Genomic DNA, 23,905 nt, shown 5'->3' on the forward strand with positions numbered 1-23,905 from the left:
ATGGTTCGGCGCGTCGTCACGTCTGTATGGACTACTCTATCGAGTACCGGCCATCGTTCGCCCTCCTAACTGTCTCCCTCGGTGAGGGGGAGTCGATACGCGCCGAAGCGGGTGCGATGGTGAGTTACGACGAGGGAATCGACATCGAGACGAGTGCGCAGGGCGGCCTACTCGGGTCGCTCAAGCGCAGCGTCCTCGGCGGCGAATCGTTCTTCCAGAACACGTTCACCGCGACGACACCCGGAGAAGTCTCGTTCGCCCCGCCGCTTCCCGGTGACGTCGTCGAGAGCCACCTCTCGGACGAGGTGTTGTATGTCCAGTCTGGGTCGTATCTTGCCTCCGATACGGCCCTCGACCTCGACACCTCTTTCGGCGGTGCGCGCACCTTCTTCGGGAGTGAAGGGCTGTTTCTCCTGAAACTGGAGGGCACCGGCGACGCGTTCCTGTCGAGTTACGGCGCGATTCACGAAGTCGAACTCGACGAAGGGCAGAAGTACACGGTCGATACCGGCCACATCGTCGCCTTCGACGGCACGACGAACTTTGACGTCGAGCGCGTCGGGGGGCTGAAATCCACCTTGTTCAGCGGTGAGGGACTGGTCTGTACGTTCACCGGCCCGGGGTCGGTCTGGTTGCAATCGCGGAGCATGGACGCGTTCCTCTCGTGGCTCATCCCGCAACTGCCGACGGGCAACTCCTCGCAGTAGACACGAACAACCTCTCGCAGGAGGCTACCACGTCGCTCGGCGCGGTAGACCCCGAATACTTCGCCGCAGCACATTTTGTGAATCGCTATCGGACACCGAGTAAATCTGCAGTAAATCCCGCTTAGTTAAGTGCCGCGCGAATCCCTATGCAGTCAATGGCGTACTACGTGGGCGTCGACCTGGGAGCGACGAACGTCCGTGCGGTCGTCGCCGACGGCGAGGGAACACTCCTCGGACAGGCGCGCGACCGGACGCCGCGAGGGCCGACCGGTATCGCAGTCACCGAGGCAGTCCTCGGCGTCGTCCGTGAGGCGTGTGGTGAAGCAGGTATCGACCCGAGCGACGCGGTCGCGGCCGGTATCGGCGCGATTGGCCCGCTCGACTTGGCCGAAGGTGCAGTGGAGAACCCGGCGAACCTTCCCGACACTATCGACCGGATTCCGTTGACCGGCCCGCTGTCGGTCCTTCTCGACACCGACGAGGTGTATCTCCACAACGACACGAACGCCGGTGTCATCGGCGAGCGCTTCCACTCCGACCGCAACCCCGACGATATGGTGTATCTCACCATCTCCTCGGGTATCGGCGCTGGTGTCTGTGTGGACGGCCACGTCCTCGCCGGGTGGGACGGCAACGCTGGCGAAGTCGGTCACATGACGCTCGACCCCCACGGATTCATGACGTGTGGCTGTGGTCACGATGGCCACTGGGAAGGATACTGTTCCGGGAACAACATCCCGAAATACGCGCGCGAACTTCACGAAGAAGACCCGGTCGAAACCTCGCTGCCGATAGACGACCCCGACTTTTCTGCGGTCGATGTGTTCGAACACGCTGGTGACGACGACTTCGCCGACCACGTCGTCAAGCAAGTCGCTCACTGGAACGCGATGGGCGTGGCGAACATCGTCCACTCGTACGCGCCGCTTATCATCTACGTGGGTGGCGCAGTCGCACTCAACAACCCGGAACTCGTGTTGAACCCGATACGAGAGCAGATGAGCGAGATGGTCATGTCGAACATTCCCGAGATTCAGCTGACGACGCTGGGCGACGAAGTCGTGGTCGAGGGGGCGCTCGCGAGTGCGATGACCGCTGGCACTGGTGACCGCTCGCGGCTGTAAGGCCGCAGATATTCACCAGTGGGAGCGCTGGTGGCACTGGTGACCGCTCGCGGCTGTAAAACGATACGTCTGGCAGACACAACTTCGAGAACGAGCTGAGGTCGAACGATAATTCGACACCTCTCCCCCGCCGCTGTGTTGCGACGAGCCGAACCGAGCACCCCGAATAGTATTATCTCGATTGATATTCGATGGTACAGGCTTATAATCCCCGTGTGGGATACTCGAGGTGTGCACCCGTCGCCGCCGAGAGACGCGGTGCGGTCGTCGATGGTCCCGTTCCCATCGCCGACGACGGTGCACGGGCGTTCCACCGGAAGCTAGGACGGGATTCGGTCGGCACCTCCCCCCACCACCACTGCCGACCGTTCGACACCGTCGGCGGTTTCCCACCACCCACCCACCCACCGCCGGTCGGTGTCGTACCATTCTCACCCCTTTCGCCTCCCGAGCGTGGCGTCCGTCCGACTTTTCTCCTCTCCGCACCGAGGACGTGTGTGGACCGTCGCCAGTTCCTCCGCGTAACCGGCGGTGCCCTCTTTGCAGGCTCCGTCGGTGCGTCCCACCGTGCTGCCGCCCACCCCGGCCCCTTCGAACCGCTCGGCCGCGTCGATATCGAGGGTGCGAAAGAAGCCGTTTGCTCGGCCGACGGCCAGACCGCGTTCGTCGCCGCGACGACGGGCTACGTGACGGTCGATATCTCGACACCCGACAGGCCGACTGTCCTCGCCGAGCGACGAAACCGTCTTTCCGACCACGATGACGGCCCGCTTCGAGGTATCTTCGACGTCAAACTCGACGGCGACACGTTGCTCGTTGTCGGCCCGGCGAACCCGATTCCGGGCGCTGTGTCCGGCGTCCTCGTCGTGGACGTGTCGGACCCGAGCGACCCGACCGAACAGGCCTTCTACGAGACTGACTTTCCGATTCACAACTGCTTCGCCGCCGACGGGCGGGCGTACCTCACGGCCAACGACGGCGACAGGAACCCTCTTGTCGTCCTCGACGTCGAAACCGGAGCCGAACTCGGCCGCTGGTCACTCGTCTCGGAAGACAGCCAGTGGGCCGAAGTTGGGTCGTCGGTGCGGGCAATCCACGACGTGTGGGTGCACGACGACGTGGTGTTCATCGCGCACTGGGACGCCGGTACGTGGATGGTCGACGTATCCGACCCAACGAACCCGACGACGCTCGGGTCCATCTCTCCCGGTGACCCCGCGGAACTCGCCGGTCTTTCGGGGCGAGAGCGTCGCCGCGTCGGGCGAACTCCTCCGGGGAATCATCACTACGTCGCCACCGACGACTCGGGCGACCTGCTCGGCATCGGCATCGAGTCGTGGGCACTCGAAGTCGAACGTGACGACGGGGAGACGAGCGACGAGACGACCACGCCATCGACCGAACTCGTCGGTGGACCAGGTGGTGTCGAACTGTGGGACGTGTCGGACCCGACAGCTCCGGTACAGCGTTCGACTATCGACCCACCGGCGAGTCCAGACCCGACGCTGGGTGGCGTTTGGACCACCGCGCACAACTTCGATTTCCACGACAGCCGCCTCTATACGTCGTGGTATCGCGGCGGCGTGAAGCGCCACGACGTGTCGGACCCGAGCGACCCGGTCGAACTCGCGTGGTGGCGCGACCCGGACCAGACGAACTTCTGGACCGCGCAGTACGCCTATCCCTTCGCCGACGAGGGCGTCTTCGTCGCATCCAGCTGGGGCTTCGACGACGTGCCGGGCGCGCTCTATACTTTCCCCGACCACGCTGGCGAACAACTCAACCCACCGGCGCTCGCCCCCGAGACGAAGACCGACTCGCTCGTCAACACGCCGACGGAGACGTCCCAGTCGAGCAACGGGAGTGCGCCCGAGACGGCGACATCGGCCACGAACGCACCCGGATTCGGGGTTGGCGTCGGCGCTGCGGCACTCGGGGCCGCAGGCCTGTGGTATCGACACCGCGCCCGCCGCGAGGACTGACTCGACCCGCAAGACCGAATCTATCACGAACGACCGCGACAGCCTTTCTCTCACCCGGCCGCGCGGTGGGAGAACCGTTCCATTCTAATCCGTGGGATTCGAAGCTTCGAGACATGAGCGACGAGTCGGAGACTCTCAAAGAGCGCGTCGAGACGTGGATGGTGGGTCAGATGCCCATCATCCAGATGCACGGCGGCAACAGCGTCGTGCGAAAGGCCGACCCAGAGACAGGCGAGGTCGTCGTCGAACTGGGTGGGGCCTGCGCCGGCTGCGGCATCTCCAACATCACCGCACAGAACATCCAGTCCGACCTCATCATGACGTTCGACGAGATTCAGGACGTACAGGTCAAAGTCCCCAGTTCGGGCGACCACGGTAGCAGCACCGTCGAAGGCGGCCGCGGCGGCGAGGTGCAGTACGGGACCGAAGACCCCGGTCACTTCTAAGCTCTCGGAGTTCTCCGTTCGAACCCTGAACCCACTCTGCAGAAGGATATTGTAGCTCACCAGCGTGGTATTCACATTGGTGACACGATGCACACAATAACGTCAGCAGATGGGACCGCCATCGCGTACGAGCGGGGAGGAAATGGACCGCCGCTCGTCCTCGTCCACGGAACCGCCGGCGACCACACGAGTTGGGACGCGATTCGCCCGACGCTCGAAGCACACGCCACGGTCTACACGCTCGACCGTCGCGGCCGGGGCGAAAGCGGTGACGCGGACGAGTACAGTCTCGAACGCGAAGCCGAGGACGTGGCCGCAGTCGTCGATTCGCTCGACGAGCCGGTGACGCTCCTCGGGCACTCGTTCGGCGCACTCTGCGCGCTCGAAGCGGCGCTCCGCACGGACAATCTCCAGTCGCTCGTACTGTACGAACCCACAGTTCTGCGTTCGGCCGACGGGCTGTACTCGGCGGCCGTCGCCGACGATATTGAGGCGCTCCTCGCGGACGACCGAAACGAGGAGGCGCTGTTGGTGTTCCTCCGCGAGGTCGTTGACGGGCTGTCGGAAGACGGGATTACGTCGCTCCAATCGTCCGACGTCTGGCCAGAGCGCGTCGAAGCTGCCCAGACGGTACTCCGGGAGTATCGAACGCTCGCCGACTACGAATTCGACACAGCACAGCGTCGCGGCGTGACCGTTCCAACCCTACTGCTCGTTGGTGGTGAGAGTCCGACAGCCGACAAAGAGACTGCCGCCCACCTCGACGAAACCCTCCCAAACAGTCGAATCGCCGTCTTGGAGGGGCAAACACATCTCGCGTACTACGACGCGCCGGACCTGTTCGCCGACGAGGTTCTGCAGTTCGTGCGCGAGTCGCGGTGAGTGTGCTGTCTGCCTTTCATCCCGACAACGGCGACTCCAGATTCACTCTGACAGCGCCGACTCCTGATTCACTCTGACAGCGCGGACTCCAGACTCGACGCTACCGACCGAGCTTTCTCGGCCAGTTCTTCCGAGATGTTCCCTGCTTCGACCGCCTCGTCGAGTTCGTCGTCGTCGACGCGTTCGACCGTCCCGTCGGCGTGTTTCACCACGTCGACGTGGAGGTCGACGTAGCGAATCTGGTCGGGGAAGCACTCGACGGGCGTACAGATGTTGACGTAGGTGCCCTTCACGCTCCCTTCCGAATCGCGGTAGGTCGTCGGATACCACCAACGCCCTTCGCGGAATTTCGTCACGGCCACGTCGCCCGTCTCCTGGTCGATGCCGAGGGCGTCGTACGTCCCGACACCGGACATCTGGCGTCGAATCTCGATGGTTCCCTCGGGGTCGCGTTCCACGACTTCGCCCGCTCCGAGCGTGATGAGTCGGCCGTCCGGCTTTCCGTGGCCGATTTCGACCTCGTCGCCTTCGAGGGGGCCGAACTGCGCCGTCACCACGTCGAACGGGAACTCGCCGTTCTCGACACCGTCGCAGAGGGCTTCTGCGAGGTCGACGCCAGCCGAGGCCGACGATGACGCGGCCTTGGTTCGGTGGTGGCCCGCCATCGTCGTCTCGACTGCGCGGCGATGCTCGTCGAGTTCGAAGCGCGTCTCGCGGCCGAACCAGACCCACGTGGTCGCCGAGGGGGCGGCGACAACGCGAGGGGCGTCGATAGGCTCGTCGAGGACGGCGTCGAGTTCGGTAGCGATGTCGGCCGCTCGGTCGAGCGCGTCGTCCAGCGCACCCATGTCGGCGTCGACGGCGTCGCGGTGCCAGCGAATTCCCCAGCCTTCGGGTGGGTCGCCGCCGAGAAGGTCGGTCATTCCGGCGAGTTCGCGGGCGGCCGCCTCGTCGCGGGTATCGACGCGGACGCCCTCGGAGTCGGGGTCGAGGGTTGCGAGTCCCGCGATAGCGCGGATTTCGCCCGTCAGGTCGTGTCTGCGGTCGCGCCACGGGGCGGCCGCTTCTGAGACCTGAACCCGGACTTCGTCGCCGACTTCGACGCGACCGTCGATGTCACCGTACGAGAGGTATCCCTCCGTCTCGCCGAGGTCGCAGATAGCGCCGCCACCGAGGGTTTCGGTCACGCGAGCGTCGAACACTGCGCCAGTCGGCGCGGGGTCGTCCCACGCGAAGGTGTCGATACCGAGGTCCGAGAGGAGGTCGGTCGCCTCGGCGACAGCGTCGGTCGTTCCGCTCACGCCGACGCCCTGTCGGTCGGTGGTCGTCTCGACCGCGACGTCGTGGTCTGCGGCGTCGAACTCGGCGTCGAATCGCTCTCGAATCGGGTCGGACGCCTGTACCACGTCGTGGCCGGTTTCGAGGAACAACCGCGTCAACGCGGTGGTGTAGATGCCGCGGACGCGGACCTTCATAGGTCGTCGGCGTCGCGGGCGAACTTCACGCGCCCGTCCACGGTCGGTCCGAGGGTGAGTTCGACCACGTCCTCAGAGAGGATGCGTCCACCCTCGATGGGGACGCCCCAGGAGTCGAACCTGAGGTAGCCGCGGAGTTCCGCGCCGTGGGTGTAGAGGTCGACGTGGTCGACGGTGTGTTCCTGTACGTCGCTGGCGCTGTGGGCCATCTCCATGTTCGAGTAGAACGTTCCACCATCGCCGAAGAACTGGTCGAGTTGCTCGGCGTCCGAGTCGACGGCGTCGCTCACGAGGTCCGAAGCCGTTCGGAGGTCGTCAGTGTCGAGGCCGACCTCGCGGAGCGCCGCCTGTTCGCGGGGGTCGAAGTGCATGTTCGGCCGTTCGTCCTGCGGGTTTTTAACCTCTCTCGGTCTGGCGTGACGCCTCCGCAGGGCGAAGCTATTACCCGACGGGAGACCGTTCTGGGTGACAATGGACCGCAGCCAAGACCCGGTCGAGCGCGCGACGGGCGACTCGACTGACCTCTACGACATCGCCACGTGGGAAGAGCGAACGTCGGTCGACGGGCTGGCGGTCGCGCTCTACCGCCTCTTGGTCGCTTCGACCCGCGCGACGGTCATTCTCGCCGCCTTTCTCATTCTCGTCGGTATCGGTGGCCTCTCTGCCATCACCGACCCGCAGATAGGGGCGCTTACACTCCTCTCTGCGCTCCCCGCGCTCGGACTGGCCGCGTACGTCTACTACAGCGACGTCACCAGAAGCGAACCCATCTCGATGCTGGTTGTGACGTTCCTTCTCGGCGTGCTCACCGCGACTTTCGCGGCCGTCGCCAACTCACTGCTGAGCCAGGTCGGCCAGACTATCGCCCGCGATTTCCAGCTCTCGGTCGGCTTCTTCGGCTCTCTCATCTTCTTTTATCTCGTCGTCGGACCGGTCGAAGAGACGGTGAAGCTGCTCGCGGTCAGGCTCTACGCTTACACCCACGACAGTTTCTCGGCCGTCGTCGACGGGGCAGTCTACGGCGCGATGGCGGGCCTCGGATTCGCGACCATCGAAAACGCCCTGTACATCACTCGGAACATCTCCGAATCCGGCCTCGACCTCGGCGCAGCAGGTGGTGTCGGAATCATCGGTGCTGGCGGCACTATCACGGCCGTCCGCGCCCTCGCCGGGCCGGGACACGTCATCTATTCGGCTATCGCGGGCTACTACCTCGGACTCGCCAAATTCAACAAACAGCACGCAGGCCCAATCGTCATCAAGGGACTCATCCTCGCGTCACTCGTCCACGCGACGTACAACTCGACGGTCGGTATCGGTGCCTCCCTTATCTCGTCGTTTACGGGTCTCGGCGTCCTCGCGTCGTTCCTCGTCTACGTCATCATCTACGACGGCATCTTCGGTCTCTACTTGGTCGGGAAGATTCGCCGATACGCCCGGGCGTACCACACTGCCAACGCGACCGGCCCGAGTGCCGCGTCGCTCGGCTCCGAGACGACTGAATTCGAAGATTAACTGTAATTAGGCGCTAAGTCCCCTTCCTCAAGGAGAAACGTAGGGAGCGAAGCGACCGAGTAGCGCAGTAGGGAGGGGATACAGCGCCGCACGGTTCTCAAACACGTTCACCGCCCGGCCCACAGGCCACCCCCACCTTTATGTCTATCCGAAGTCTATACATCGCTTATGGATCGATTTGAAATCGAAGGCGAAGAAGTCCTCGACGGAACCGCAAAACCGTCGGGGAATAGCGCCCACGTCATCGTTCCCAAACGCTGGCGCGGAGCCGACGTGAAAGTCGTCCGCGTCTCCGAACCCGATTCAGACGAGTAAGACATGCAGTACAACTACAAGTATCGACTCAATCCGACAGAAGACGTCGCTGAGACGCTTCTACACCACGTCGATACTTGTAGGCAACTGTACAACCACGTCCTCCACCTACTCAACGAGGCAGACACCATCCCCGCCCGCTACGAAGTGCAGGGGCGACTTCCCGACCTCAAATCATGGTGGACTGATCTCGGAGGCGTTCACTCGAAAGTTCTCCAGATGGTCGTCAAGCGCGTCTATGACAACCTCTCCACGCTCAAAGCGCAGAAGGAGAACGGACGTACCGTGGGGATGCTCAAGTGGAAACCGCCTCGGGAGTATCGGTCGCTCACCTACAACCAGACCGGCTTCAAACTCAAGAATACGAGTGGTCGGCCTACGTTGTGGTTGAGCAAAATCGGAGAAATACCGATTCAATTCCACCGAGACATCCCCGAGAACGCGACCATCAAACAGGTCACGGTCAAGCAGGAACCAACGGGTGGGTGGTACGCCACGTTCGGCATCGACGTGGACGAAGCCACGACGGAGAAACCTGAGAAACCAGAGCAAGTTGTGGGTATCGACGTGGGGATTCTCAAGTACGCCCACGACACCGATGGGTACGCTATCGAGGGTCCCGACTTCAGCGAGGAACGTGAGCGACTCGAACGCGTACAACGCGACCTCTCGCGGAAGGAACGCGGCTCTGCGAATTGGAAAAAACAACGTCGGGTTGTTGCCGAATGCCACGCCGACCTGAAGCGGAAACGGCGAGACTTCTTGCACAAACTTTCGAACTACTACGCCACTGAGTACGACTTGGTGGCCGTTGAGGATTTGGACGCGAAGGGACTGGTCGAACTGCCGGGCAACTCGCGCAACCGGGCAGGAGCGGCGTGGGGGACGTTTCTGCGGATGCTCAAATACAAGTGCGAGCGCGAAGGAACGCACTTCGTCGCAGTTGACCCGAAAGATACGACGAAAGAGTGTGCGTCCTGCGGTGTCAAGACAGACAAACCGCTGTGGGTTCGTGAACACTCGTGTCCTTCGTGTGGGTTCGAGGCGGATAGGGACGCGAATGCGGCGTGGAACATTCTTTCTCGCGGTCTCGAAGATGTAGGTGTGGGATACTCCGAATCAACGCCTGTGGAGACTGCGCTCCCTGTGGATACGCCTGTATCTGCAAAGCGCGTCGTGGAAACAGGAAGCCCCACCCTCAAGGAGCGAACCGCGTCAGCGGTGAGCGAGTAGGGTGGGGTAGTTCACTCGGACGCAGCGCTATTCGGCGAGCAACTGTTCTGCGTACCCGTCCAGCATCGACTCGACGTACTTAGCCACGACGTCGACCTCGACGTGGACCGGGTCGCCGACCTCTTTGTTCGAGAGCGTCGTCAGGTCGTACGTCGTTGGGATGATAGCGACCGCAAAGGAGTCCTCGCGGCGGTCGGCCACGGTGAGGCTGATTCCGTCGAGACAGACAGAGCCCTTCTGCACGACGTACTGCGAGAGCGATTCGGGCAGGTCGAATTCGAAGTACCAGTCGTCGCCGACCTGCTCGATGGCCGTTACCGTGGTCGTACCATCGACGTGGCCTTGGACGAGGTGGCCGTCGAACCGGGCGTCGGCCGCGAGCGCGCGTTCGAGATTGACGCGGTCGCCTTCCTCGACGGTTCCGAGATAGGTCTTCTCGACGGTCTCTGCGGCGAGGAACACGTCGAACCAGTCGTCGCCGAACTCCTCGACGGTCAGACAGACGCCCGAGACGGCGATAGACTGGCCGTGGTGGAGGTCGTCGAACGCGACGTCGGTGCGGATGCGGAGGCGTCGGCCACCCTCGGCGTCCGTCACGCCGACGATTTCGCCCGCCCCTTCCACGATGCCGGTGAACATACACTCGGCTTCGGGTGGTGGCATTTAATGCCCATCGTTTCTGTTCACTATCACAGTTTCGTGATGAGTCAGGTGCTCCCATACCATTTTGTCGTCGTCGCACCCACAGGCGGTATGGGCGTCTGGTCTCGACTTCAGAGTAGTTTCGTCACGGGTCTCGTGCTCGTCACGCCGCTGGCAGTGACGGTGTTCGTCCTGCAATTTGCATTCAACCGAATTGCGGCGACGATTCGCCCGCTCGTTCGACAGGTCAATCCCGTTCTCGCCGAGGTCCTGTCGTACTCCGGTGATATCGTTCTCATCTCGCAGGTCCTCTCGGCGCTCGTCATCGCGGCCACCATCACGTTCGTCGGCTATCTCGCGTCGATGAGCCTCGGCCAGCAACTCTTCGGGAGTTTCGAACGCGGGGTTCGACTGCTTCCGTTCGTCCGCACCATTTACTTCGGGGTCCGGCAGGTCTCCGAGTCGCTCACCGAACCGACCGCCGGATACGACCGCGTCGTCCTCGTCGAGTACCCGCGTGAAGGACTCTACTCGCTCGGGTTCGTCACCAACGACGCGCCATCTGCGATGACGAACGAAGTGGGCGAAGAACTCCTCACCGTGTTCGTGCCGCACAGCCCGAACCCGACTGCAGGGGCACTCATCGTCGTCTCGCCCGACGAGGTTCGGGAACTCGACATGCCCGTCCGCCGCGGACTCCGATTGCTCGTCACGACCGGGCTGAGCGTGGACGACCCCGAGACGCTCCCCTCCGGGCCAGCGGCGTATTCGCCCGAGAATTCGAAAGGTGAGCACGCAGAGCAGTCGAAGTCAGGACGTGGACAGTCGGAAGGCTCTCAGGCCGACCCGACGGAGTGACGACCTTCCTACCTCCTACCTCTCACCTCCCACCTCCAACCTCCCACCCCCAACCTCCAACCTCCCACCTCCAACCTCCCACCTCCAACCTCCCACCCCCAACCTCCAACCTCCCACCTCCAACCTCCCACCTCCAACCTCCAACCTCCCACCTCCAACCTCCCACCTCCAACCTCCAATCTCCTACCCCCAACCTCTCGACTCACACGCCCCACAGGAACGCGATACCGACCGTCGTAACCCCCGCGAGCAGCAGTTGGAGTGGTGCACCGACCCGAAGGTAGTCGGTAAAGCGGTAGCCGCCCGGTCCGTACACCATGAGATTCGTCTGGTACCCGATTGGCGTCATGAACGCGGTACTTCCGGCGAACGTGACGGCGATAGCGAACCCGAACGGGTCCGCCCCCAGTCGCAGTGCCGTATCGATGGCGATGGGTAAGATGAGGACGACACTGGCCACAGGCGTAATCACGTTCGCCAGCAGGCCAGTCAGGACGTAGAACAACGCGAGGACGCCGAGAATCGGGAGGACCATCGCCGTCTGCCCTACCAGTTCGCCGATGAGGGCCACCCCACCAGTTAGTTGGAGCGCCCGCCCAAGTGGGATGACGCCCGCGAGGAGGAAGATGACGTTCCAACTCACGGCGTCGTAGGCTTCGCTCGCCGAGAGGACGTCCGTGACGACCATCGCGACGACCCCACCGAGTGCGGCGATGGCGATTGGCACTGCTCCGACGGCTGCCAAGCCGATGACGGCCGCGACGATGGCGAACGCCCGAAGCGCCGATGGAGAGAGTTCACCGTCCTCGATGAGGCTCTCAACGACTTCGCTCGTGACGACGAAGTCGTCGGTGTCCTTCAGATACCGGGCCGTCTCGTCGGTCGTCTGGAGGAGCAACGAGTCACCGACCTGCAGCTCTACGTCGCGGAAGTGCTCGCGAATGAGTTCGCCGCCGCGTCGACGAACCGCGAGGACCGTGGCATCGTACCGCTCGCGGAGGCGTGCCCCACCGATTGTCTCGCCGACGAGTCCCGATTCGCGAGGGACGACGAGTTCGACGAGCGCGACTTGTTCCGGGCGGTCGAGTTCTTCGTCCGTGACGCTCGCCCGCGGGAGAAACCGCAGTTCTGCGAGTCGGCAGAACTCCCGTATCGTCGCGGGGTCGCCGCGAATCGTGAGGATGTCCCGTGCCTCTACGTCGCGGTCGGAATCGGTGGCGATGAAGTGCGTTTGCCCCCGCAACACGTCCAGAATGTCCACGTTGAGGTCACGGTGGGCGTCGTCGGCGACTTCCTTCGCGGGCGACCCGACGAGCGGCGACCGAGATGGAACCAACACCCGGGCGAGGAACGGTTCGACGCCGTAACTCGCTGTCCGGTTCCCCGGTGGGATTCGTTCGGGGATGAGACGCGGCGCGACGGTCATGAGGTAGACCCCGCCGACGAGGAGGACGATTATCCCGAGCGGGGTAAACACGAACATCGAGAAGGGTGGCTCGCCCGTCGCAGTCGCGTACGCCTCGCTCGCAACGAGGTTCGTCGCGGTTCCGATGAGTGTGAGCGTCCCGCCGAGCATGGACGCGTACGAAAGCGGAATGAGTAGTTTCGACGGCGAGACGGCCGCTTCGTCGGCGAGGTCGGCGACCATCGGGATGAATACGGCGACGACCGGCGTGTTGTTGATGACACCCGCGATAGGGCCGGTCAGACCGACGACGGCCCCGAGCAGTCGGCGCTCGCTTCCGTGGGTGAACTTCGAGACGGCGTCGCCGAGGAGTCGAATCGCACCGGTGTTCTGGATACCCTTGCTGAGGGCGTACATCGCGAGAATGGTAATCGTCGCGGTGCTCGAAAACCCTGAGAGACCGGTCTGTAAATCGACCTGTGTCCACGGTTCGAGCACGACGAGCGCGACGATGACGCCGATGGCGGTCACGTCTGGCGGAGTCGCCTCCGTCACGAACAGCACCATCGTGACGACCACGAGTGCGAAGACGACGAGCATTCCGGATGTGACCGCGACCATGCCGTGTGTGGACTCGGAGACGGCTTAATGGTTGCTCGGGTGAGGAGTTCGCACGGCTGATAGGTACACCCGGCTGTCGCGACACTTTTCTCTGCCCGCGGACTACCGGCGCTCGATGCGACTTGGAATCTTGGAGATGCTCGGGCTGGGGGCGACGCTCATCTTCGCCATCCCCGTCGGAATCTTCGGGGTGCAACTCCTCACCGACGGCCAGACCGTCTTCGGCGGCGGAATGCTCCTCCTCGCGGTCCTGATGGTCGCTCTCCCGAAGTACTTGACGACGCCGCAGGACATCCCGATGATTGCCGCAGAAAAAGTCATCGGCGGGGTCGCAAAAGACCCGGACGAAGACGAATAACCGCTTTTTCTCCCGAGTTGCGGTCGCTACTGTGACCACGCCGCCGGGTCGAGACTCGTCGGCGGGTCGCCGAGAAACACCGGCCCGTCGTCGTCGATTGCCATCACGTCGACCAGTTCGATACGCCCGTTTTCTGGGTCGCTGACGGCTGTCCGAACTCGAATAACGTTCCCGGCCGACAGCTCTGTGTCGCCGTCGAGCGGCGGGGATTCACACAGCGAGAGTCCGATGCCGCCGCCGACGTCTCGCGCCACTTCTTCGCTCGGTGAAAACCCGAACGCGGCGGTCTCGGCACGGATTTCGCTGCCGACGAACGCGGCGTCTGCTCCCGGGCCTGCTTCGACGAGTGCAACGTCTCGGGCGGCGTCGCAGGCGACGTGCGCGCGGCGCTCCCATCCGCCGTCGGCATCGACGACGAACGTTCGAGCGAGCGCGCCGCGGTAGCCGTCGCGGCCGCGGGGAGCGACCGAGACGACGACCGGGTCGTCGGCCCGGAGGACGACCGCACTGGCGTCGTCTTCAGGTGTTGTCTCTCCACTCCGTTCGCGTCCGCCAACGTCCACGGTCGTCGCACCGGCGGCATCGACGCCCTCGATTGCGAGCGCGACGTTCACCTGTCGACGGATGCGTTCTGTCGAGAGTGGTGCGCCGTCCCAGACGAGCGTGCCGTCGTCGTCGGCCGTGTGGGCGGTGTCGTCGTCGGTCGCGTCGGCGTCGTCGTCAGTGGTTGTAGCGTTGTCAACGGTCGCATCGGCAAGTATCTCGGCCGCACGAGCGATTCCGCGTCGGGCGGCCCGCTGAACCGTCTCGATAGCGGCGCGCTCGTCGTCATCTTTGACCGCGCACGCATTGTCGAGCACGGGAGTCGAAGCGAGGTCGTACCCGGCCGATTCGAGGTGTAGTGCGGCGTCGTGCGGAATCGTTTGCGGCACGAGTACCGTTCCGCTGGTCGCCTCCGAACCGAGGACTGCCGCTGCGGCCTTCCCCGCGGGTTTGTCGTCGATTCGGACCGCGACACCCGGAACCTCGGGTGTCTCTATCGTCGATGGAACCCGAAGATGGCTCTCGCCAGCGACGCGAACGTACACGACGGTGGTGTCGAACCCGCGACCCGTGAGGTACCGAAGGGTCGGGTCTGGGCCGCGGCCGATGAAGACGTATCCGAGCGCGTCTCGGTCGTCGAGTGCGGCGTCGAGCGCGTCACCGCCGCGGGGACCGGACGGCACGGCGACTTACGCCTCGGGTTCGGGTGCAGGCGGTTCCTGCGCCGCGTCGACCAGTTCCTGGGCCTCTTCGTCGCGAATCTCGTTGTGGAGCAGGACGCTAATCGGGAGCGTCGGAGCACCGCTGACGAGATTTTCGAGGAGGACGAGGTGCTCGCGAGCGCGCGACATGCCGACGTAGAAGACACGTCGCTCGTTGTCGGTGATGAGGGGAACGGGACTCGTCGACGACGTAAACTCGTCGATTCCGCGGGCTTCGAGTTCCTCGTCGGACACGGAGGCGGCCATCTGCTCGACGACCTTTTCGGTCAGGTCGGTCGCCATGAACACGTGGTCGGCCTCACGACCCTTCGCGGAGTGGATGGTCCCGACGCGAACGCGGCTGGGGTCCATGCCCTGATACTCTCCGGCGAAGTAGGCGTCGATGGATTTGCGCTGGAAGCTCGTGACCTTGCGGACCATATCGGAGGCCGCAGAGGTGTCGGGCGCAAACGGCGCGAAGTTCTTGATTTCCTTCGGCGTGAATTCGAGTTCGGTGATGTCCTCGACGCCTTCCTCTTCTTGGCGCTCGTCGATGAGGTCGAATAGGTCGTCGCGGTCGTTCGTCCCGAACGCGGAGTCCTGAAGCATGTCGGCGAGTCGGCGAGCCTGTAGTCCATCGACAGGCTCGTCGTCGGCCATCGCCTCGACGGCGCGGACGTACTGCGTGAGCCGGTCGGTCCACATCCGCTGGTCGGTGAGCGTCGAGAAGGGGATTCCAGACGGGAGGAATTCGTCGATGAACTGGAACATCTGATACCGAGCACGGAACAGCAGCATTATCGTGCCATCCCGTTGCTCGACCGTGTATCGGATGTTCCGTGCGAGTTCGAGCATCGACGGGTTCTGGACTGCCTCGACCGAACCGCCTTCCTTGCGCGGCTTGAGGTCTTTCTCCTGTCGCTTGTCGATGTGTCGAATCTCTCTGTTGACGACGTTGAGAACGTTCGACGGAAGCCGATAGGAGTTCGGCAGCACTTCGTCGTTGTCGCGCTCGGCGTCGAGAAGCAGGTTCGGGTCCGCACCCTGCCAGGCGTAGACGACCTGGTCGTCGTCGCCGGCGATGAGGACGCCCTTCATGTGGGGCTTCCACTCCAGGTACGCGTCGTACTGGAGCGTCGTGATGTCCTGGAATTCGTCGATGACGAGGTAGTCGACGTTCGGGACGAGCGCGCGTTGCTTGACCCGTTCGAGCATGTCGGCGAAGCCGACGAGACCGTTTTCTCCCTTGTAGGCGCGCCACGCGCGGATTGCCTCGGGGATATCGACGCGGTCGTCGTCGGACGGCCACGTCGGCGTGTACTTGTTGCCCTCCTGTGCGTTGGGGTCGACTTCCGGCGGGAGACGAACTTCTTCGACGTTCCACTGGAAGGGGACGTCGTACCAGTCGGCGACGTCGCGGCGGGTCCGCTGGAGCCACTGGCTCGTCGCGATGACCTTGTTCCCGATAGTCGTCGACCGGGCGGTTCGGCGACCTGCGCCGCCGTACTCGTCTTCGTACTCGATGCCGTACTCCTCACAGAACTCCTGTTTGTCTTTCTCGCCAACAACGTCGTTACGCGAGAGCCCGAGGAGTTCGTACGCCTTCGCGTGCATCGTCGACACGTTCCCCTTCAGCGACCGCGGGTTGATGTCGAGTCGTTCGGCGAGACGCTCACGGACCTCGGCTGCGGCAGCCCGGGTGTACGAGACGACGAGAATGTCGCGGATGGTGACGTCGTCTTGCTCGAGAATCGCCTCGACCTTGTCGAGCAAGGCCGTGGTCTTCCCGCTACCCGGTCCCCCGAACAGGCGAGTGACCGTCACGTCGGATTCGCTCATTGTCCACGTTCACGGCCTTATCGGTGATAAACAACGTGCTTCCGACGAGGGAAAAACGCGGCCGGAGTCTCGGTATGCCGGGCGCTTGCAACGGAACAGCAGCAGTCACCTGCTATCCCGGAAAAAAACGGTGCTCTGGCTTGGTCAGTCCGGACGCGTCAGGCCTCCGGCACCCACCCGCAGACGGAGCAGGTCGCCGCCCCTTCGTCGTGTAGTGCCCCACAGTCGGGACACTGCAGTTTGTTATACGATCGATCCCAGCGTACCGGTTCCGTCTCGTGACCGCGGTCGGCCAAGAACTGGTCGAACAAATCGTCACTGGGTGCTGAGGCCATACATGGCATGGTATGCCACAGCACTATTTAGTTCCTGCGGCGGTTACAACTCCCGGAAAATCGGGAGTACAGACAGTCTCGAGGCCCTACAGGTCGTATATCTCGCTATACTTCGATTCGACGTAGTCGAGGAAGTCGTCGGCCGCGAAGTCCTCGCCCGTCGCACGCTTTACGAGGTCGTTCGTCTCGTACTGACGGCCGTGCTGGTGGACGTTCTCACGGAGCCATTCGCGGAGGTCACCGAACTCGCCGCTTGCGATTTTCTCGTCGAGGCCGTCGATATCTTCCTCGGCGGCGGCGAACAACTGGGCCGCCATGATGGAGCCGAGCGAGTACGTCGGGAAGTAGCCGAAGTTCCCGTAGGCCCAGTGGATGTCCTGCAGACAGCCCTCGGAGTCGGTCTCCGGGCGGATGCCGAGGTACTCTTCGTACTTGTCGTTCCACGCTTCCGGTACGTCTTCGACTTCGAGGTCGCCCGAGACGAGTTCGCGTTCGAGTTCGAACCGAATGACGATGTGGAGGTGGTAGGTCAGCTCGTCCGCCTCGACGCGGATGAGATTGTCGTCGTAGACCTGATTGGCTGCCTCGTAGGCTTCTTCGACCGACGCGTCCACTTCGGGGAAGTGTTCGGTGAACGTCGGCAGGAAGTGCTGCCAGAAGGCGCGGGACCGACCGACGTGGTTCTCCCAGAGACGCGACTGCGACTCGTGGACCGAGAGGTTGCGGTCCTCACCGAGCGGGGTCGCGTAGTGCTCGTCCGGCAGGCCGAGCGTGTAGAGCGCGTGGCCGAACTCGTGGATGGTCGAAAACAGCGACCCGAGGGGGTCCGACTCGTCGTAGCGGGTCGTCACGCGGGCGTCGAACTGCGTGCCCGACGAGAACGGGTGCGGTGCGGTGTCGAGACGGCCGCGGTCCCACGGATACCCGAGCGTCGAGAGCGCGTCGCGGACGAGTTCCTCCTGTTCGCTCTCGTCGAATTCGCCCTCGAAGGAATCGACGGCGAGTTCCGTGTCGGACTCGCGGATATCCTCTATCATCGAGACCAACACCTCGCGCACGTCGGCGAGGATATCCTCAGCCTGGTCGAGCGGCAGGCACGGTTCGTAGTCCTCGAAGAGCACTTCGTAGGCGTCGCGGTCGGGGTCGATGTGCTCGGCGTACTTCCGCTTCAGTTCGACGTGCTTCTCCAGATGGGGCGCGAACTTCTCGAAGTCGTCTTCGGCTTTCGCCTGCTTCCACGCCGGAATCGCCTCGGAGGACGCCGCCGAAATCTTCTCGACGAGGTCGTTCGGCACGCGCGCGGCGCGTTCGTAGTCGCGGCGGAGTTCACGGAGCACGGCGGCCTGCTCTTCTGTCGGGTCGTCCTCCTCGGCGGCTTCCAGCAGCTCACCGAACTCGTCGTCGGTCAGGAGTTCGTGTCTGAGCGCCGAGAGCGCCGACATCTGTTGGGAGCGCGCGGGCGTCCCCTCGTCGGGCATCATGACCTGCTGGTCCCACGAGAGAATGCCGCCAGCGTTCTCCACGTTGGCAATTCGCTTGTACTTCGAGAGCAGTTGGTCGTACGCCGATTCCGCTTCGGTGGAGGATTGTGCCATATCGATGACGATGGTCTCGGGAGTGTATTAAATCGCAGGTGACGGCGATTTCGGGTGGCTTTCTGACTGGCTATGCTAACAGAAAAACCACAATCAAGAACATCATTAGACCACCGAGAATGAGTGATACACCAAGAACCTGTACTACTCGTAACGTGATGGGCCCAGGTTCTTTATACGATGACCAGTGGTCGAACGACTTGTCGAGGTCTTGCTTTGGGCGATAGACAGACTCTGCCCCCAGTAATGATGCATACGATACCTAGGACAAGACACCCCATCGAGAAGAGTAGCAGCATAGCGCTTCTTTCGTATGGGGTGTTTTATAACTGGTCTCAGTCTGTGTTGTCGATCACTCGCTGATAAGTTCTTTACTCCCTGTTGTCAACCGGGGCACAGTGTTCTGGCTGTTCCAGACGACTTCACCACCCCTCAACGAGTCCCCGGTACGTCTCGTAACACCGCTCCAATACGTCGAGCGACACGCTCTCGGCTTTCGTGTGCGCCTCGCCGGGTTCCGAGGGACCGTAGACGACACACGTCGTTCCTTCCTGTACCAACCATCCGGCATCGGTGGCGTGGGGCTTCGTCACCTGCTGTGGGTCCGCGTCGCCGCGAGACTCGTGGACCGCGCGAGCAACGTCGAGGACGTGGTCGGCGAAGTCGGCGTCGTCGCAGGCCATCGGAGGAAGGTCCTGTTCGACGACCCACTCGACGCCGTCGATTGATTCGGTCTGCGAGAGGTCGGCATACCCGCCGGGGACGGTTCGCTCGTCGATGGTCACTTCACAGCGGTCGGGGATGACGTTCCACGCGCTCCCGCCGTCGATTTCCGTGACGGCGATGCTTCCCGAGACGGTGTGGCCGAGAACCTCTGTTTCGGGGAACTGCATGTCGCGGGCGATATCGACCGCGTCGCAGGCGCGGTAGACCGCGTTCTCGCCTTCTTCCGGCATGCTCGCGTGGCAGGCGGTTCCGTGGACGTGGAGCGTACTTGCCCGGCGGCCGCGATGGGCGACGACCACGTCGGTGCGGTCCGGTCCCGAGTAGTTAGTCGAGCCTTCGGCGACGACTGCGTAGTCGAGTTCGAGTCCGGCATCGAGGGCGTCACGAACGCCAATACCGCCGAGTTCCTCGCCGACGAACGAGGCGAAGACGACTTCGTTGGTCGCCGACTGGGCGGCGTCGCGGAAGGCGAGCATCGACGCGACCACGGCACCTTTCATGTCGGCGCTTCCCCTGCCGTAGAGTCGGTCGTCGTCGGCCTCGACGACGTACTCGCCGTCGTCGGTTATCTGTCTGGCCGCTGGCGGGACTACGTCGTGATGGCCAACGAGTGCGAGCGAGTCACCGACGCCGGGGTTGACGCGGGCGATGACGTTCCCGGCGTCGTCGCGGGTCACCGTCGCGTCCGTCTCGGCGCGGAGCCACGACTCGATGAAGTCCCCAGCCTCGGTCTCGTCTTCGTGGCTCGGAATCGAGACGAGGTCGGCCGTGAGCGTTTCGAGTTCGTCCATATCGATACGACGTGAAGCAGCCCGAAAAAACGTGCCTGCCGTCACGGGGCTCGAAGTTTCAGTTCGAAGAACCATCATTCTCAATGTGAAGAACCACAACACCGGGGACGGGGTCCGCTGTTCCCACGCATCGAGAATCGGGAGGATGGATTATAGCTATCACAGAACACGTCGAGATATGAGTGTCCTCTCGACGTACGAACGACTGCTGTGGGGGACCATGGACGCTCTCAGGGTCTCTGACTCAGTCGAACGGAAAATCGTCGCGGCCGTCGGCATCCAATTCGCTGTGTCGATTGCACAGGTAGTACTGCCGTGGGTTGCGACCGGCGATACTCGACTCGCGCTCTCTGCGCTCTTGTTCGCGGGGGCTGCTCTCGCGTTCGTCAACACCATCCTCATCGCCCGCAAAGACATCGTGAACCCAATCGAAGCCATCTCGGAGTCGGCCGAAGGCGTCGCAAACGGTGACTTGTCGGCGACGCCGCCGGAGGTCGCTGGAAACGACGAGGTTGCGACGCTCGCATCCGACTTCGGTTCGATGCACCAGCACCTCTGTACGGTCGCCTCGCAGGCGACGGCGCTGGCCGACCAGGACTTCAACCACCCCTCGCTCGACGAGGAGATGCCGGGCGAGTTCGGAGACGCACTCGACCGCATGCAACGCGATTTAGCCGACTACACGCGGAACCTCCAGCATCTCGTCGAGGCCTTTGCTGAAGCGACCTCGCGGGCGCAGGCTGGCGACCTCACGGCGACTATCGACACCAACGACTGGGGTGTCGACGACGAGCGCTACGAAGAAGTCGCAGAGACGTACAACGAACTCGTTCGCACGCTCTCGCGGACGATTGGCGAAGTCCAGTCGTTCGCCGAGGAAGTGTCCGAGATGAGCGCTTCCGCCAAGGAACACGTCGAGCGGGCGAACGAGGCCAGTCAGGAGGTCGCCGCCTCTGTCACCGAGATTTCGGACGGCGCGACTACCCAGACCGAACACCTCCAGACGGTCGCCGACGAACTCAACACGCTGTCGGCGACGGTCGAAGAGATTGCCGCGTCAGCTGACGAAGTCGCCAACACGGCGGAGACGGCGTCCGAACGCGGTGCGGCCGGACGCGACGCTGCGACCGAGGCGATGCAGGAGTTAGACGCGGTCGAAGAACGAATCGACCACACGGCCGAAGCGGTCGCCGAACTCGCCGACGGTATCGAGAAAATCGACGAAATCGCCGCGTTCATCGACCACGTCGGGTCACAGACCGACCTGCTCGCCATCAACGCCGCCATCGAAGCGGCCCACGCCGGGGAAGCAGGCGACGGGTTCGGCGTCGTCGCACAGGAGGTCAAGTCGCTCGCCGAGGAGACGCGCGACTCCGCAGACGAAGTCTCGTCACTCATCGAGACCATCACCGAACACTCCGAGGAGACGCTCGCGGACGTGCGGGAGATGAACCAACAAGTGTCCGACAGTCTGGAAACGGTCAGCGAGGCAATCGAGGAGTTCGAGACCATCGTCGACATGGTCGCCGACATCGACGCCAGCGTGGCCGAAGTGAGCGACGCGACCGACCAACAGGCCCAGTCCGCACAGGATATCGCCATCCGCGTCGACGACGTGGCGAACATCTCCGAGGAGACGGCCGGGCAGTCCCAGACAGTCGTCGAGACGGCCGACCGGCAGTCGGACTCTATCGACGACCTCGCCGACCAGGCTGCACTCTTGTCGTCGCGAGCGGCGAATCTCGAAGGGCTCGTCGGGTCGTTCGAGGTGCTCGACGAACAGCGCGCTGTCAGTGCCCCGGCCGACGACTGAGTAGGGCACTCGTTCCCGTAGCACACGCTTCGTCCGTCGATTGTCACCCGCTTTATCTACAACCTTATCCGTTCGCCGCTCAAATCCCCGCGCATGAAGATAGTGCCGGACACGAGCGCGGTCATCGACGGTCGCGTGTCCGAGCGAGTCGACGACGGGACCTACGATGGTGCCGACGTGCTCGTCCCCGAAGCAGTCGTCAGCGAACTCGAATCGCAGGCCAACGACGGCCGCGATACGGGTTGGGAAGGGCTCTCCGAACTCCAGCGCCTCGCCGAGTTTGCGGACGACGATGTCATCGAACTCAAGTACGTCGGTCGCCGCCCGAGTGCCGGTGAGACGAAAGGCGCTCACGAAGGCGACATCGACGCGCTCATCCGCGACATCGCCGCCGAGCGCTCGGCGACCCTCCTCACGAGCGACGTGGTACAGGCCGAAGTTGCGAAGGCGAAGGGCCTGCGCGTCGAGTTCGTCGAAGCCGAGGTTCGCGGCTCTGGCGGCCTCATCATCGAGCGATTCTTCGACGACCAGACGATGTCTGTCCACCTCAAGACCGACACGAAGCCGAAAGCGAAACGCGGCGACGTCGGTCACATGCACTACCAGACCATCGACGAGGAAGTGACAGACGAGGCGACGATGAAAGAGTGGGCCGACGACATCGTCAACTCCGCCCGCGCCTCCCCGGAGGGCTTCATCGAACTCTCCGAAGAGGGGATGCACATCGTCCAGTTCCGCGACTACCGTATCGCCGTCGCTCGGCCGCCCTTCGCCGACGGCATCGAAATCACGGCCGTTCGGCCAATCGTCAAGACCGAACTCGAAGACTACGAGTTCGCCGACGAACTCCGCGACCGACTCGCAGAGCGCCAACGCGGCGTCCTCATCGCCGGGTCGCCCGGTGCCGGGAAGTCCACGTTCGCACAGGCGGTCGCCGAGTTCCTCAACGACAGCGACTACGCGGTCAAGACGATGGAGAAACCGCGTGACCTGCAGGTCGGCCCGCACATCACGCAGTACACCGCCCTCAGCGGCGACATGGCCAAGACGGCCGACTCGCTGCTCCTCGTGCGCCCCGACTACACAATCTACGACGAGGTCAGAAAGACCGAGGACTTCTCGGTGTTCGCCGACATGCGCCTCGCCGGTGTCGGGATGGTCGGCGTCGTCCACGCGACCCGCGCTATCGACGCCCTCCAGCGTCTCGTCGGCCGCGTCGAACTCGGGATGATTCCGCAGGTCGTCGACACCGTCGTCTACATCGAAGACGGCGAAGTCCACACGGTCTACGACGTGACGACTGAAGTGAAGGTCCCCGAAGGCCTCACCGCCGAGGACCTCGCGCGCCCGGTCATTCAGGTCCGCGACTTCGAGACCGGCACGCCGAAGTACGAAATTTACACGTTCAACCGCCAGGTCGTCACCGTCCCGCTCGACGGCGAAGGTGGCACGAAGAAGGAAAGCGGTGTCTCGCGTCTCGCCCGGCAGGAGGTCGAACGCGAAATTCGGTCTATCGCCCGCGGCCACGTCGACGTGGAACTCAAGGGCCAGAACCGTGCGGTCGTCTACGTCGAAGAAGACGACATCTCGTACGTCATCGGCAAGGGCGGCGGCCGCATCTCCGACGTAGAAGACAGACTCGGCATCGATATCGACGTCCGAACCCACAGCGAGAACCCGAGTCGCGGCGGCGGAGCGGGTGCCGGAAACAGCGGCGGAGCAGCTGGCTCGTCCGGTGGCAGTCAGTCCAGCGAGGGCATCGTGGTCACGCCGGAAGTGACCTCGCGACACGTCATCGTCAACATGGACGGCCACGTCGGCGAGACAGTCGAAGTCCGCGCCGACGACCAGTACCTCTTCACCGCGACAGTCGGTCGTGGCGGCGACATTCAGGTCTCTCGCGGTAGCGCTATCGCTGAGGAGTTGGAGAACGCAATCGACAGAAAGATGCAGATTACGGTCGTTCCGGCCTGAACACGTCCGCAACCGGTGATTCCGG

General features: G+C 63.4%; 21 protein-coding genes. 12 read left to right on the top strand and 9 right to left on the bottom strand.

From position 1 onward, the window contains the following. The first annotated feature begins 26 nt into the window (after positions 1 to 26). From C453_RS04160 to C453_RS04180, 5 genes are all read left to right on the top strand, one after another. Entirely contained in the window at positions 27 to 707 is a 681-nt protein-coding gene (locus C453_RS04160) for a TIGR00266 family protein (RefSeq protein WP_008322924.1), read from the top strand. A gap of 155 nt (positions 708 to 862) precedes the next feature. After that, positions 863 to 1,831: an ROK family protein gene (locus C453_RS04165; protein ID WP_008322925.1), complete on the top strand. Its 969-nt coding sequence runs from the start codon at positions 863 to 865 to the stop codon at positions 1,829 to 1,831. Positions 1,832 to 2,328: 497 nt separating this feature from the next. Beyond that, entirely contained in the window at positions 2,329 to 3,813 is a 1,485-nt protein-coding gene (locus C453_RS04170; RefSeq protein ID WP_008322926.1) for an LVIVD repeat-containing protein, read from the top strand. Positions 3,814 to 3,926: 113 nt separating this feature from the next. Continuing rightward, positions 3,927 to 4,259 carry a NifU family protein gene (locus C453_RS04175; RefSeq protein ID WP_007544577.1) on the top strand — a complete coding sequence of 111 codons (333 nt, stop codon included), beginning with the start codon at positions 3,927 to 3,929 and terminating at the stop codon, positions 4,257 to 4,259. Between the two features lie 87 nt (positions 4,260 to 4,346). After that, positions 4,347 to 5,141 (top strand): alpha/beta fold hydrolase, encoded by a 795-nt coding sequence (locus C453_RS04180; protein ID WP_008322927.1) that lies wholly within the window; start codon positions 4,347 to 4,349, stop codon positions 5,139 to 5,141. A gap of 68 nt (positions 5,142 to 5,209) precedes the next feature. Here the strand turns inward: C453_RS04180 and C453_RS04185 are convergent, their stop codons facing one another. After that, positions 5,210 to 6,616, bottom strand: a complete 1,407-nt coding sequence (locus C453_RS04185) for a DUF402 domain-containing protein (RefSeq protein WP_008322928.1) — start codon at positions 6,614 to 6,616, stop codon at positions 5,210 to 5,212. Beyond that, positions 6,613 to 6,987: a DUF7532 family protein gene (locus C453_RS04190; RefSeq protein WP_008322929.1), complete on the bottom strand. Its 375-nt coding sequence runs from the start codon at positions 6,985 to 6,987 to the stop codon at positions 6,613 to 6,615. Before C453_RS04190 ends, C453_RS04185 begins: the two co-directional genes overlap by 4 nt. Before the next feature lie 100 nt (positions 6,988 to 7,087). Between C453_RS04190 and C453_RS04195 the strand changes: the two genes are divergently transcribed. From C453_RS04195 to C453_RS04200, 3 genes are all read left to right on the top strand, one after another. Then, positions 7,088 to 8,131, top strand: coding sequence for a PrsW family intramembrane metalloprotease (locus C453_RS04195; RefSeq protein WP_008322930.1), 1,044 nt, complete (start codon positions 7,088 to 7,090; stop codon positions 8,129 to 8,131). A 168-nt stretch (positions 8,132 to 8,299) separates the two neighbouring features. Beyond that, complete coding sequence (locus C453_RS19880; protein WP_007543159.1) at positions 8,300 to 8,446, top strand: DUF2080 family transposase-associated protein; 147 nt, start codon at positions 8,300 to 8,302, stop codon at positions 8,444 to 8,446. 3 nt (positions 8,447 to 8,449) lie between these two features. Next, entirely contained in the window at positions 8,450 to 9,679 is a 1,230-nt protein-coding gene (locus tag C453_RS04200) for an RNA-guided endonuclease InsQ/TnpB family protein (RefSeq protein ID WP_008322931.1), read from the top strand. Between the two features lie 27 nt (positions 9,680 to 9,706). Here the strand turns inward: C453_RS04200 and C453_RS04205 are convergent, their stop codons facing one another. Further along, on the bottom strand, positions 9,707 to 10,318 hold the full coding sequence (locus C453_RS04205) for a riboflavin synthase (protein ID WP_049907527.1): 612 nt from the start codon (positions 10,316 to 10,318) through the stop codon (positions 9,707 to 9,709). Between the two features lie 114 nt (positions 10,319 to 10,432). Here C453_RS04205 and C453_RS04210 point away from each other — a divergent pair, with 114 nt between their 5' ends. Further along, positions 10,433 to 11,179, top strand: coding sequence for a DUF502 domain-containing protein (locus tag C453_RS04210; protein WP_008322933.1), 747 nt, complete (start codon positions 10,433 to 10,435; stop codon positions 11,177 to 11,179). A 202-nt stretch (positions 11,180 to 11,381) separates the two neighbouring features. Here the strand turns inward: C453_RS04210 and C453_RS04215 are convergent, their stop codons facing one another. After that, positions 11,382 to 13,205, bottom strand: coding sequence for an SLC13 family permease (locus C453_RS04215; RefSeq protein ID WP_008322934.1), 1,824 nt, complete (start codon positions 13,203 to 13,205; stop codon positions 11,382 to 11,384). Positions 13,206 to 13,320: 115 nt separating this feature from the next. On the opposite strand from C453_RS04215, the gene C453_RS04220 reads away from it, so the two are divergent. Then, positions 13,321 to 13,563 (top strand): DUF7533 family protein, encoded by a 243-nt coding sequence (locus tag C453_RS04220; RefSeq protein ID WP_049907496.1) that lies wholly within the window; start codon positions 13,321 to 13,323, stop codon positions 13,561 to 13,563. A gap of 26 nt (positions 13,564 to 13,589) precedes the next feature. Here the strand turns inward: C453_RS04220 and C453_RS04225 are convergent, their stop codons facing one another. From C453_RS04225 to C453_RS04240, 5 genes are all read right to left on the bottom strand, one after another. Continuing rightward, the gene (locus C453_RS04225) at positions 13,590 to 14,789 is read right to left on the bottom strand and encodes a M24 family metallopeptidase (RefSeq protein ID WP_008322936.1); all 1,200 of its coding nucleotides are present in this window, start codon (positions 14,787 to 14,789) and stop codon (positions 13,590 to 13,592) included. Between the two features lie 6 nt (positions 14,790 to 14,795). Beyond that, the gene (locus C453_RS04230) at positions 14,796 to 16,646 is read right to left on the bottom strand and encodes a UvrD-helicase domain-containing protein (protein WP_008322937.1); all 1,851 of its coding nucleotides are present in this window, start codon (positions 16,644 to 16,646) and stop codon (positions 14,796 to 14,798) included. A 158-nt stretch (positions 16,647 to 16,804) separates the two neighbouring features. Further along, entirely contained in the window at positions 16,805 to 16,981 is a 177-nt protein-coding gene (locus C453_RS20900) for an HVO_0416 family zinc finger protein (protein WP_309138744.1), read from the bottom strand. An 86-nt stretch (positions 16,982 to 17,067) separates the two neighbouring features. Continuing rightward, entirely contained in the window at positions 17,068 to 18,576 is a 1,509-nt protein-coding gene (locus tag C453_RS04235; protein ID WP_008322938.1) for a carboxypeptidase M32, read from the bottom strand. Between the two features lie 422 nt (positions 18,577 to 18,998). After that, positions 18,999 to 20,093: a M20 family metallopeptidase gene (locus tag C453_RS04240; protein ID WP_008322939.1), complete on the bottom strand. Its 1,095-nt coding sequence runs from the start codon at positions 20,091 to 20,093 to the stop codon at positions 18,999 to 19,001. Between the two features lie 178 nt (positions 20,094 to 20,271). On the opposite strand from C453_RS04240, the gene C453_RS04245 reads away from it, so the two are divergent. Beyond that, positions 20,272 to 21,906: a methyl-accepting chemotaxis protein gene (locus tag C453_RS04245; protein WP_008322940.1), complete on the top strand. Its 1,635-nt coding sequence runs from the start codon at positions 20,272 to 20,274 to the stop codon at positions 21,904 to 21,906. A gap of 93 nt (positions 21,907 to 21,999) precedes the next feature. After that, positions 22,000 to 23,880 carry a PINc/VapC family ATPase gene (locus C453_RS04250; RefSeq protein ID WP_008322941.1) on the top strand — a complete coding sequence of 627 codons (1,881 nt, stop codon included), beginning with the start codon at positions 22,000 to 22,002 and terminating at the stop codon, positions 23,878 to 23,880. Positions 23,881 to 23,905 lie beyond the last annotated feature (25 nt).

Source organism: Haloferax elongans ATCC BAA-1513 (assembly GCF_000336755.1).
Taxonomy (GTDB): domain Archaea; phylum Halobacteriota; class Halobacteria; order Halobacteriales; family Haloferacaceae; genus Haloferax; species Haloferax elongans.